The 12,232-nt window shown below is 32.6% G+C and carries 10 protein-coding genes, 2 rRNA genes and 1 riboswitch; of the genes, 3 read left to right on the plus strand and 9 right to left on the minus strand.

Annotated features, from left to right (window positions below; genetic code table 11):
* The first annotated feature begins 6 nt into the window (after positions 1-6).
* Positions 7-414, plus strand: coding sequence for a VOC family protein (locus tag D2K40_RS11975; RefSeq protein ID WP_117156276.1), 408 nt, complete (start codon positions 7-9; stop codon positions 412-414).
* Positions 415-480: 66 nt separating this feature from the next.
* Here D2K40_RS11975 and D2K40_RS11980 read toward each other — a convergent pair whose 3' ends face one another.
* Entirely contained in the window at positions 481-1,881 is a 1,401-nt protein-coding gene (locus D2K40_RS11980; RefSeq protein ID WP_117156278.1) for a Na+/H+ antiporter NhaC family protein, read from the minus strand.
* A 326-nt stretch (positions 1,882-2,207) separates the two neighbouring features.
* Positions 2,208-2,969 carry a sulfite exporter TauE/SafE family protein gene (locus D2K40_RS11985; protein WP_338045039.1) on the minus strand — a complete coding sequence of 254 codons (762 nt, stop codon included), beginning with the start codon at positions 2,967-2,969 and terminating at the stop codon, positions 2,208-2,210.
* A 160-nt stretch (positions 2,970-3,129) separates the two neighbouring features.
* Here D2K40_RS11985 and D2K40_RS11990 point away from each other — a divergent pair, with 160 nt between their 5' ends.
* Together D2K40_RS11990 and D2K40_RS11995 are read left to right on the plus strand one after the other, a co-directional pair.
* Positions 3,130-4,956, plus strand: a complete 1,827-nt coding sequence (locus D2K40_RS11990; RefSeq protein WP_117156282.1) for a MotA/TolQ/ExbB proton channel family protein — start codon at positions 3,130-3,132, stop codon at positions 4,954-4,956.
* Positions 4,949-5,644 carry an OmpA family protein gene (locus D2K40_RS11995; RefSeq protein WP_117156284.1) on the plus strand — a complete coding sequence of 232 codons (696 nt, stop codon included), beginning with the start codon at positions 4,949-4,951 and terminating at the stop codon, positions 5,642-5,644. The genes D2K40_RS11990 and D2K40_RS11995 overlap by 8 nt, the downstream gene beginning before the upstream one ends.
* A 52-nt stretch (positions 5,645-5,696) precedes the next feature.
* Here D2K40_RS11995 and D2K40_RS12000 read toward each other — a convergent pair whose 3' ends face one another.
* From D2K40_RS12000 to D2K40_RS12030, 7 genes are all read right to left on the minus strand, one after another.
* Positions 5,697-6,320 carry an SGNH/GDSL hydrolase family protein gene (locus D2K40_RS12000; protein WP_117156286.1) on the minus strand — a complete coding sequence of 208 codons (624 nt, stop codon included), beginning with the start codon at positions 6,318-6,320 and terminating at the stop codon, positions 5,697-5,699.
* A gap of 232 nt (positions 6,321-6,552) precedes the next feature.
* A complete protein-coding gene (locus D2K40_RS12005) occupies positions 6,553-6,951 on the minus strand; it encodes a spore coat protein (RefSeq protein WP_229666772.1) in 399 nt (132 codons plus the stop codon).
* A 32-nt stretch (positions 6,952-6,983) separates the two neighbouring features.
* On the minus strand, positions 6,984-7,271 hold the full coding sequence (locus D2K40_RS12010; protein WP_117156288.1) for a hypothetical protein: 288 nt from the start codon (positions 7,269-7,271) through the stop codon (positions 6,984-6,986).
* A gap of 152 nt (positions 7,272-7,423) precedes the next feature.
* Positions 7,424-9,697 carry an EAL domain-containing protein gene (locus tag D2K40_RS12015; RefSeq protein ID WP_117156290.1) on the minus strand — a complete coding sequence of 758 codons (2,274 nt, stop codon included), beginning with the start codon at positions 9,695-9,697 and terminating at the stop codon, positions 7,424-7,426.
* 91 nt (positions 9,698-9,788) lie between these two features.
* Positions 9,789-9,872: riboswitch (cyclic di-GMP riboswitch) on the minus strand.
* Positions 9,873-10,386: 514 nt separating this feature from the next.
* Positions 10,387-11,481 carry a PRK06851 family protein gene (locus tag D2K40_RS12020; RefSeq protein ID WP_117156292.1) on the minus strand — a complete coding sequence of 365 codons (1,095 nt, stop codon included), beginning with the start codon at positions 11,479-11,481 and terminating at the stop codon, positions 10,387-10,389.
* A 443-nt stretch (positions 11,482-11,924) separates the two neighbouring features.
* Positions 11,925-12,040, minus strand: a 5S ribosomal RNA gene (gene rrf / locus D2K40_RS12025).
* A 65-nt stretch (positions 12,041-12,105) separates the two neighbouring features.
* Positions 12,106-12,232: ribosomal RNA gene (locus D2K40_RS12030) — 23S ribosomal RNA — on the minus strand; the annotation flags it as partial.

Consider the following 12,232-nt stretch of genomic DNA (forward strand, 5'->3'; position numbering starts at 1 on the left):
GATATTATGATTAAAGGAATTGGGCACGTGGCATTAAAAGTACAAGATATGGAAAAATCAATTCATTTTTATTGTGAAATTCTTGGATTTAAAAAAGCATTTGAAATTCGAGACGATAACAACAATCCATGGATTGAGTATATTAAAATAGCTCCAGGGCAATTTATTGAGTTATTTTATGGGGGCCAAAACAAACCAGAAGCAGTTACTGACCCGATTGGCGTAGATCATCTTTGTCTTGAAGTAAATGATATTGACGAAATTGCAAATGTATTAAAATCAAAAGGGATCACACTTGATGTTGAGCCAACTCAGGGTAAGGATAACAACTTTCAATGTTGGGCAAAAGATCCAGATGGAAATAGGATAGAGTTTATGCAGCTTGTACCATCTTCTCCACACATGAACTGCTAGCTGTTCGATGATAAAATATGATAATGCAGGTCATCTATTGATGGCCTGCTATTTTTTCATCCAGGTTTAAAATATAAAAGTTACCCCCGTGTAAAGAACAGTAGTAATTCCCGCTGCAATTAAGGCAGGTTTAAGTTTAAATCTTGCATAGTCCATTACTGTTAAATCAAGAATATTTGCTAATGTATTCGTATCATCACTTAGTGGAGAGGCAAAAGCACCAAAGGAACCACTCGCAAAAACAGCGCCAATTATTAAGGGAAGTGAAACATCTGCTGAAAATGCAATAGATACACCTAAAGGCATTAAAATCCCCCATGTCCCCCAAGCAGAACCTATAAAATAAGAAATAATTGCACCAAATACAAACATAAGTGGTGCAATAAACATTTGTGGTATCCAGTCGGTGTACGAGGTTATAAATTCTGAGAAGCCTAAATCACTGGTCACAGATGACAATCCCCAAACAATTGACAATAAAACAATAACAGACATGATGTCATTTCCACCAACAATAAAACTATTGATTAATTTACTTAACTCAAATCGTTGTAAAGAATAAAAGATTATAGATAGTAAAACAGTAATTAGCAATGCGATTACCATTGCTTCTAATACATCTGCATGGATGAATGCTTCAAAAAATGTATGTCCTTTATTCCAGCCATCCCACCATGTTAAAAACAATGTAAGAAAAATAACTAAAACGATAGGAATTAACAGATTCCATCGTTTACTAGGTAAATCTTTATGAACAGCTGGATGACATTCGTGCCAGTCATCTTCTTTTTCGTCATCCATTTCCATTGGTGCATCAGTATGAGAATGATGAAAGAAACTTAAATAAATTCCAAGTAAAATAATAACAATTGCAAAAAAGTTAAATGGAATACTCTGAATAAAAAGAGTATAAGGATCTGCTTCATAACCAATTGTTTCCGTTGATATTTGAATAACGGATACCATATATCCAACAAATGCTGTAGCTACTGGTATTAAAACAATAATCGGTGTCGCTGTTGTTTCAATTACAAATCCTAGCTCTTTTGTTGACATTTTCACCTTTTTTAATATAGCCTTCATAATTGGCGCAATCGTTACGAAGCGAAAAGTTGGTGCACTAAATGTTCCAATTGTTGATACATATGTTAGAAATAAAGCTTGCTTTTTTGTGGTTATTTTTTCTGCAGATTTTTCTACAAAACCTTTAATTCCACCAGTCATTTTAATCATGCCAATCAGACCAGAGAATACATACAGGAAGACAATAATTTTTATATTATTTTTGTCAATTAGTGCTTGAACAATATAAGTCAACATTTCCTGCATTCCACCTATGATAGTGGGAGAGATAAGATAAGAACCAACTAATAAGCCAAGTATTAAACCTGGTAGTACTTGGCTTGTATACATCGCAACAGGAATAACGATTAAAAAAGGAATAATTGAAGTCCAACTTGCTTCCATATAATTCGCACACCTTTCCATTAAATCTATCTGTTTAGAGTGTGGATTTTTTTTGAAATTATGTATATTCATAAACAGACACTTTTTTCTAAAAGATTGTTGCTTACGAGGAGGCTGAATCGTTCCCCACTGAAAGCGAGTGTTTTTCGGAAGCGTGGGAATACCGCTTATTTTATAAAGAAAGAATTAAAGTTACTGCGCATTTTATATCAAGTCTGAATGTTTATGAAAAGAGCATAAACAAAAAACACTTAGAATTAACTAAGTGTTTGACCAGTATTTCCCTTATTATTTATAAATATGTATATGTCGAATACTCCGATTGTTCAAGGAATTATTAAGCGCAATGCCCCTAAAAACGTAAAAGCTAAAATTAGAATTTGAAAGGTTCGTTGTGGGATAATTGGAAGTAATTTGACTCCAACCACTCCACCTATAATGACCAGCAAAATAAATTTTGCATTAAAAGTAATTGACTCTATCGTGATTAAATCTAATTGAACATAAAACGGAACTTTAATTAGATTCACTGTTAGGAAAAACCATGCACTTGTTCCGACAAACTCTTTTTTTGGCAAGCCTTTCACTAGCAAGTAAATTGCCATCACACCACCAGCTGCATTACCTATCATCGTTGCAAAACCGGCTGAAATCCCCATTAGACCAGTGAACCAAGTTGCTTTTGGTAGTGCTTTGTTAAATTTTTCACCAAACTTCTCCTTGCTCACATGAAGGATTATTAATACCAATACAAGGAAACCAATGATTGGTTTTAACTGATCGCTGTTTACGAAATCCAATATAAAGTACCCCATAAGAATTCCAATTAATACCCAAGCAATTAGTGACACTAAGTGTCTCCACACTACATTTCTCCTGTAATATATAACCGAAAAAATATCACCAACAATTAAAAGTGGTAGTAAAATGCCCACAGATTCTTTTGCGGGGAAAATAAACATAAATATAGTTACAACTAAAACACCTAGACTTGGTATACCTGTTTTTGTGAATCCTATAAAAATTGCACAAATCCCTACTATTACCCATTGTAAAATCGATAAATCAAAAATAAGAATCCCCCCAATATATGAATATGTCTATTTTACTACAACCTTTCTCTTAGAAACATTAAAATAATTAAACTTTACTCTGTAAACACATGATTTGGTCAAGCTTTGAATAGTAATAAAAGAGCCGTATGTTACCTATTCAATATGCACCATATTTTCAGTAGGAGGAAATTCAATGATAGAAACCATTCTACAACTATTTACAAGTGAACAAAAAGCAGAGGCCATTTTATCAAATCCGATGATTGAAATGATATTCATGATTTTATTTACTTTATTTATTGTTACTTCGCTCGTTCACATATCTTTATTTTTAAAACTAAAAAAAATACGTAATTATATCCAAGAAACAAATCGAATGGACATTGAACCACTTCGGTCGTTTAAAGAAACTTTTGACCAAAAACAAAAAGATGAATCTGTCAAAGTGGAAACTTTTGTTCAAAAACAATTTTCAAGTTGGCGTATGTATAACTTACCAGTTGTTAATCTAATTAAGATAATACAAATGACTGTCTCTGTATTTATATTAATTGGCATATTAGGAACATTTATTGGTCTAACAATGTCCTTAGGCAGTATCGATTCTAGTGGAGATCAATTAGTAGAAGACGTTGCTAGTGTGTTAGCGGGAATTGATGTTGCATTTTACACAAGTATTGTAGGAATGGGTTTCTCATTGTTCATGACAATGCTAATTAAGGTTGCTAATACAGAATATATTTTTACTGATATTATGTTAAAAGTAGAATCTAATTTAGCTGAAAATGAACATAACAGCTTTAGTCGACTTATTAATGTGTCTGAAGCAATTAATACTTCTATTCTGCAACTTCAGGAAACAAATCAGCAATCTTTACAAAGCATTGTGGATCATTTTTCAGGCTTTCAAGACTATACAACTGGATTACAGCAATCTGCTGAAGATTTAGCTAAGTTTAATGATGGATTATCTACTAATCTTCAAGACTTTCAAGTTTTATTTACAAATATGACTAAAGTAACAAATGGATTTGGGGATGCTACTAAAAAACTCAATAAAAATTTCGATCAACTTTTTTCCTATTTCAAAAAAACAGATGAAAGAAATGAACGGATGGCAATAACATTTGAGAATGCATATAAACGAATAGATGAAGCTTTGTCAGCTCAAATTGACACATTAAATCATTTTGAAAATACATCTACTGATTTAAAAACATTCACTTCGTCTATTGTTCAAGGACAGCAAACAGTAGTGAATTCAATTGAGAAAAGCAATAAAGAAAGTCATCATTTAGTAGACCAAATGAAGGAACAGAACAAGGAGTTTAAACAAGTTTTTGGAAATGATCTAAGTTCAAAGCTAATAGGGATAACAAGCTATTTAAGTGAACTTTCAAAGCAGTTTGATAAACTAGAAGAATCATTTGTACATTTACCTGGTGCGCTTAAAACTATTAATGATACACAGGCAGAATATAAAGTTCTACTATCTGATCGTTTTGATGAGCTTAAACAGTTCAACAGGGATTTTAATAATCATTTGAAAGCTCACTCAATTGATTCATCAAACTTTGAAAAACAGATGCTAGAGGCTACAAAAACTTATGAACAAGTTGGTATTCAAAATAAGCAGCTTCTTAATGATATCAATACAACGATTTCACAAATGAATGGTGCATTTACCCAACGTGAAAACCAAGTCGAAGCAAATGTCGGTATTTTAAAAGATACACTTTCCAAATATGTCACAACATTGGAAGGAACACTTGGAGAAAAACTAGATAAAGTTATCCGAAACTTTAATGATTATATGGAAATAACAAATCAAGGGATGAAAAAAGAGTTTAAAGAAATACGAAATATTAATGAGGAAATGTTACAAAGTAGTAGTCGTCATACACAACAAACATTCAATGAGCTTCTCGAAGAAATACAAAAACTAAATCAACAATTACGTGGCTTTAGTCAAGAAGTAGTTAAATCAAATAATTACACGGGTTTGAGTCAAAATGATTAATAAATATCAAAGACTATTTAAGAATGAGCAGGAAGAACACCATTTTTGGCCTTCTTTCACAGATTTATTAACATCTATTTTACTTTGTTTTGTGTTAATTTTTATTTCAATGATGGTAATCAAATCTATTCAAATTGAGGAGATGAAACAAACGATTGATCAAATTATGGGTGTTCGCGCAAACCTTGTCAAAGATTTAAATGAACAATTTAAAGATCCCACTTTAGGTATTGATGTTGATGAAAAGACAGGAGCAATTATCTTCAACACAGAAATTCTATTTGAATATGATGGATCAGAATTAAAAGAGGATTCATTTCATTTTTTAGATGAATTTGTTCCTAAATACCTTGATGTCCTATTACAAAGTGGCTACGAAGATTATGTATCGGAAATTATTATTGAAGGCCATGCTGATCGAACTGATAGTTATTTATACAACTTAGAACTTTCACAAGAGCGGGCTTATAGTGTAGCTGCATATATTCTTGGTGATGATTTTCCCTATAAAAATATTCAAAATCATTTACAAGAAAAATTAACTGTAAATGGAAAGTCATTTTCAGATGGCCGTACTGATGAAAATGGAAATTATAGTCCAGAAGCTTCACGAAGAGTAGAATTTAAGTTTCGTTTAAAAGATGAAGAGATACTAGATAAAACACGTGAAATACTACAAGGTAGTTAAAAATTGAAAGAGATTATCTTAAAGTACTTTTAAGGTAATCTCTTTTAAACTTCTAACTATTTATTGCTTTAATCCATGTTTTCATTAGTAACATATTTCCTGTTGAAGTCATATGTACACCATCTGTTGTAACAGAATAACCCGGATTCACTTCTAAGAATTTTCTAAATACTTGATGGGTAGGAACAAGCACTGTATCAAATTGTTTTGCTAAATCCTGAACAATATTTACATAGGGAACAAGTAATTGGTTGCCCTTTGATTCAATGTTCTCTTCAATGATCGTTGGCTCCATTAGTATAATTTGGGCATTTGTTTCTTCTTTTACTCTTATTAAAAGTTCTGTGTAAATACTTAAAAAATCTTCAGGATATATTTGCTCGATATCAGGATTGTCTAGTCGTCTCCATACATCATTAATTCCAATAGAAATAGAAATCCAATCTGGTTGCTGATCAATGATATCTTCTGTCCATCTATCCTGTAAATCACATACTCTATTACCATCAGTTCCTTTGTTTATGAAATTCAGTTTCATTTTTGGATATGTAGTAACATAATAGTCACGCAGCAATTGAAAATACCCTTCACCAATTTGATCCGGATCCCTCCTTCTTCCTGCATCAGTAATGCTATCACCTATTAAGATAATTTTATCTTTTTCTTTAAATCTCACAAAATTCCCTCCTAGATGGTCTTTAGTCATATCCTTAATTTAATTAGTTGCAGTTGTGTTGCTTGATTAAAATAAGTTTAAACATTTGGTAAATTACTGTCAATCAGATCAATTAAAACTAGCACAATTAAATTACATAAAGCATAAAATACTACTGCCCACAAAATATGTGGAGCAGTAGCATTGGAGCTAACAGAAAACTATATTCATAACTGGAAGGGGATTTCTTTTATTAAAGTATATCTAACTGTGCAACAAGTGACACCAAAATTTGAAGTAGAACCTGAATAGATGCTGCAACATCTGTGTCAGTTGTTGTTACACTAACAGATTCACTCCCATCAATTACAATAAGCTGTCTGTTAGATTGATCAATTCTAGAATATCCTAGTAGTTCTTCTGTTATCTCTTTTGCTCGTGTACTACTAGCTACTGAAATATTAACGACAATGACAATTGCTACTTGTAAAGCAGCTTGTAATGAAACTGCTATTTGCGTATCAGTAGTATCCACCGTAACATCTGAAGAGTTTAAAATAAATATTGCTTCCCTTGATTTTTGCTCTATTTCTGAAATTTGATCAGCATATTGACTCACATTTCTTGCATTCATGGCATTACCTCTACCCATTTATCATCCCTCCTTTCACTTAATATTTGGGACTATGAGTTAGTTTTATTACTTTGAATTTGTTGTAATTTTTTGATTAGTTCCTCTGTCTGTAGTTGCATATTATTAGTACTATTTTGTTGGTCAGCTAAAAAGGCTTCTGTTTGTGATTTGAGCCCCTCAACAGATTCTTGGATCTGTTTCTTCTCATCTACCGATAGTTCTCTAAGACGATTGTTGCTATTAGACTTATTAATCTTATTAAATAAATCAGAGACATGCATGTTGATTAAGTTACTTGATATTTCATTTAGTCTGTTTTGAAAATCACCATCTACCAATGCTGTTCCTCCTTTCTTTAAGTTTTCTTACACTATATATATATACGACTTCTCTGATTGTGAAAGGGTACTTAGTACAGTTTATTTAGAAATGGAGTGTTGTTACTAATTAAAGTTACATATATCAAAAAAATAACCGTACAATTGTACAGTTATTTAATGAGATAATTTTTCTTAGCAATCATTTCATCACTTATTTTTTTTTGAAACTCATTAGCTGGAACTGGTCTAGAAAACAGGTAACCTTGTCCATATCCACAATTAAGTCTATCTAATGTATTGAACTGCTCTTGCATTTCTATTCCTTCCGCTATAATATCCAAATTTAAATTTAAACCTATATCAATTATTGTTTTGATAATAGAAAGGTTCGTTTTATTTTCAATATCGTCAATAAAGGATTTGTCAATTTTGATTGTATCAATTGGTAATTCCTTTAGGACATGCAACGATGAATAACCTGTACCAAAATCGTCAATAGATGTTTTTACGCCAAGCTCACGTACTTCTTTTAAAGCTTGAATTGATTCGCATGTATTTTGCATGATACTTTCTGTTATTTCTAATTCTAAAAATTTTGGATTAAGTCCTGAATCATATAATGCCTTTTCTACAATTTTAATAAAATCACCTTGTTCAAATTGTCTAGCAGATACATTGACGGAAACACTTAAGCTTTGGAAACCCTGATCCTGCCAGACTTTATTTTGATGACATGCCGTCCGTAAGACCCATTCCCCAATAGCTGTTATCTGTCCTGTCTCCTCAGCCACTGGAATAAATTCGGTTGGAGATATCGAGCCTAGCTTTGGATGATCCCATCTTAACAATGCCTCCATACCGACCATTTCACCCGTACTTAACTTTATTTTAGGTTGATAAAAAAGTACCAGTTCATTTCTATCTATAGCTTTTTTTAACTCGACTTCAATTATCATCCTACGTGTAATATATGCATTTAATGCTGCATCAAAAAAATGATATCTATTCCCTTTTTCTTTTGCTACATACATTGCTGAATCAGCATACTTTAGCAATTCTTGACTATCCAACCCATCCGTTGGATAGAGGCTAATACCGATACTTGGTGTAATTGAAATTTCATGAAATTCAATAGAGAAAGGTTGTCTAAATATATCTAGTACAATGTCTGCTGTAGTAACACAATCAGATTTAGATATATTAGGTAAAACAATTACAAACTCATCTCCACCAATCCTATATATTACTGCTTCCTCATGTAATGTACGTTTTAATTTTGCGGCTGATTCCCTAAGTACAAGGTCACCAATATGATGACCAAGTGTATCATTTACATTTTTAAATCGATCAAGGTCCATTAATAATAAGGCGACTGAACGATCTGACTTTTTTGCTTTGTTCATTATTTCTGCCAAATCTTCGATGAATGCGGTACGATTTTTTAAACCTGTTAAAGAATCATGGTAAGCCAAATATCGATATTCACTTACTAGCTTTTTATTTTTTTTCATAACAATTAATTGTCGAATAATAATCATCAAAAAGATAATGCTTAATCCGGTACTAAGTGCGTTGAAATCCCAATCATAGCTATAGGGTACTAATATCATTAAAGTAATTACTGTTAGATACGGAAAAATCGACTCCTTATTCTGAAAGTAGTTAATGATTTTCCAGTCTAATTCTACGGAATTTGTTTGTGCAAACTTACCCGCTACACCTATCATTAATAAAGCAGTTAGCCAGATAAAATCTACAAAACTACCTTGTTGATATTCGCCATAAGAATTTAAATAAGAATGATACATATCGGCAATAACCTGAAGTAAGAATCCACTAACAATAAATACCATTACTTCTTTATCTTTACTAAATAGTGATAGATAATATAAATTGATAATAACGAACAAAATACTTAAACTGGCAATGGTGTAAATCAGAATACTTGTAGTAACAACTAGTGAGTTACCCGAAGCAATTAAAATTGGGTTTACAAAATAATGAGTTACTATCGAAACAACAAATGTCATAAAGACAAAAATTGTGAAAATATATCTGCTTGTAGAAATTGATGTGTTAATAACTTTTATTTTATAAATTAGAGCAATCAAAAAGATTATATAAGTCATTATCCACAATAAAAACGATAAATCTGAATATATAGTTAAACCTTGCACCAAAAACGATAGCATCCAAAGAGTGTTTGAACTAATATAAAATAAGACACCAATACTTAGAAGTAGCCAAAAATACCTTTGTTTATCATTTTTTAGTCGGTATGCTTTATATAGCCAGAAAAAACTGAGCGTTCCTGCACCAAGCGGTCGAATAAAAACAATTAGCGAACGTATCAGTTCATTATTTTTAAATAGCAAAAGACAGCTATAAAATAAAATAGATATTACAAAAATAGAAACGATCGCGCTACGTTTTGTTGACCACATGCTAGTTCGCCACCTTTATATCAATATAAATAAACACAAAAGGTTATTTCCAAATGGAAATAACCTTTAAAAGACAAGTTATAGTTATCCCTTTGGCAGCACAGCCACCATAGGTCATTCCCTTAGGTCTGTAACTTTGCGCCCTTACTTTTCAGTAAGTTTGCCTTTTCAATGCAATATTTATAGTTCTATTTTACCACACATTATCTAGACAAAACTAAAAAAATGGAACTATATCCAAAAAGATTCTTTGAATTTAGCTCCATGCATAATTTTTAACAAGGTTACCTTTGAAGTAAAATAAACTAATTCGACTTTAACTTCTTCAGTAATTTAATCTTTCCCTTCCCTCCACATGATTTACAAGTGAATTCACCTGTTCCTGAACATGAATCACACTGATGAACCCCATAATCAATTCCTTCTCCTGAGCAAGTTTTACATTTGAAGAAACCGTCACCATTACAATTATTACACTTCATGTGAATTCCTCCATTTTTAAAGTTAAAGGATAAAAGTGATTAAACACTTAGTGTCTTCACCCATATATAAAATATATTGATAAGAAAATTAATTATGAATGACATAAATAACATCTACATTACATATCCGACAAAGGTGATCTCACTAACGCACTCTTTTGCTATAAATATATTATAAGAACAAACCATTGGATCTTACATTTTAATTTATCCCTCACGTTTCTCAATAGACATATTAATGTCGTCATAAATGGCATCAACCACAGAATAATCAGTAGCATCAATGTATATCTTTTTCAATTGATCATGCACACTTTTTGCTTCCTGTAAGTATGAAATACCTTCTTTCATCCGTTGTTTATATCGTTTTGTAAGATCATTTATTTCAGTTTCATAGGCTTCATCTGTACCTGGAGCAACCGTTTTCTCATATAAATCAATAATCTCATCACCATGTTTATTTGGAAAGTATTCATGAGGATCTGTACTGTCGAATACACAAACACCTAGTTCACGTATAATAACCATATCAATGCTTTCAGGATCGAAGCCACAATGATATAACTCCACATCGAAACTCCTCTCTGTGGCAGTTGCTGCTATTTTTTTCAAAAGAGTAGATTTCCCCGTTCCTGCACGCCCTTTGATAAAAAATCGCTTAGGTACCCCTTCGGTGATATTAGAAATATAATCAACAACTCCCTCCGGAGTAGAAGCACCAAAGAAACGATCACGTGTTATCGCATTATCAGACTCACTTTGCTTACCAATAAAAATTTTATCCATTAATTCATTGGTTACTTCATTAGCTTTTTCAAAATCCATATTATTGATATAGATTGCCTCTAAATCATCGTGAATTCGAAGTCCATTCTGAAAAGAATTATATGCAGCTTCAAACGCTTCTTCTTTCTGCTTTTGGTAATCCAATATAATTTCTCGCTTGGCACTTAATAAAGAGATATCCCAAGCAATTCCTAAATTGACATATTGCTCAATTGCACCAGGAGCTTTTGGTTCTAATACGTGCGGAGGTGTTCCATCAATTACTGCACACTTTAAATCTTGTATAATGAGCCCATCTAATGCATCATTATCAGAAGAACAATGAATTAGTTCTATATTATAGCCCTTATTCCCCCACACTTCTGCTAGTTTTTTTATTATGTTAGACTTTCCATTTCCAGGACCACCTTTTAATGTATAAATCCTTTCTAATCCCTGTAAGTTAGACTCAAACAGATCATAAAAACCTTTCGCTGTATTCCCATCTGCGAAGTAATGTATAACTTTTCCTCCCATAAATACTCCTCCTTTGAATACTCATCTAACCTAGCTTATGTAGAAATAACGTATAAAATTACAATCGAACACTTATTGAACAAACCTATGAAGTATGAGCTAATTTCCACAAATGTACTACCAATCTCCCTATCCAAGCTCAATTCTTCCTTTAATATAATTAGAAACAACAAAAAACACCTACTACAAATTGTAATAGATGTTTAAGATTTTGCTTAGCGACGTCCTACTCTCGCAGGGGCAAAGCCCCAACTACCATGGGCGCTGAAGAGCTTAACTACTGTGTTCGTTCGGCTGGGGGCCTACAGGATGTAGGTCAGTTCGACGTTGCCACACGACGTGGCGACCTTAGTCGAACTTCCTTGCCTTAGCTAATCTATAGTTATCAAATGATAAGACACAAAAAACATCTATCACATAATTGCAATAGATGTTTTACAGTTGCTTAGCGACGTCCTACTCTCGCAGGGGCAAAGCCCCAACTACCATGGGCGCTGAAGAGCTTAACTACTGTGTTCGGCATGGGAACAGGTGTGACCTCTTCGCTATTGTCACTAAATCAAGTTTATTGAAGGTAGTACCTTCAAAACTAGATAAGAAGTACAACAAGACAACATAAAATTAATAGTTAAGTCCTCGATCTATTAGTATTCGTCAGCTACACGTGTCACCACGCTTCCACCTCGAACCTATCAACCTCATCGTCTCTGAGGGATCTTACTCTAAATGATGAGAAGTCTCATCTTGAGGG

Source organism: Paraliobacillus quinghaiensis (genome assembly GCF_003426025.1).
Classification (GTDB): domain Bacteria; phylum Bacillota; class Bacilli; order Bacillales; family Amphibacillaceae; genus Paraliobacillus_A; species Paraliobacillus_A quinghaiensis.

Bases quoted from the DNA above. Each gene is read 5' to 3' on its own strand.
- D2K40_RS11975 (WP_117156276.1), top strand. From the start codon at position 7: ATGATTAAAGGAATTGGGCACGTGGCATTAAAAGTACAAGATATGGAA.
- D2K40_RS11995 (WP_117156284.1), top strand. From the start codon at position 4,949: ATGATTAATAAATATCAAAGACTATTTAAGAATGAGCAGGAAGAACAC.
- D2K40_RS11980 (WP_117156278.1), bottom strand. From the start codon at position 1,881: ATGGAAGCAAGTTGGACTTCAATTATTCCTTTTTTAATCGTTATTCCT.
- D2K40_RS11990 (WP_117156282.1), top strand. From the start codon at position 3,130: ATGATAGAAACCATTCTACAACTATTTACAAGTGAACAAAAAGCAGAG.
- D2K40_RS12015 (WP_117156290.1), bottom strand. From the start codon at position 9,697: ATGTGGTCAACAAAACGTAGCGCGATCGTTTCTATTTTTGTAATATCT.
- D2K40_RS12020 (WP_117156292.1), bottom strand. From the start codon at position 11,481: ATGGGAGGAAAAGTTATACATTACTTCGCAGATGGGAATACAGCGAAA.
- D2K40_RS12005 (WP_229666772.1), bottom strand. From the start codon at position 6,951: ATGGGTAGAGGTAATGCCATGAATGCAAGAAATGTGAGTCAATATGCT.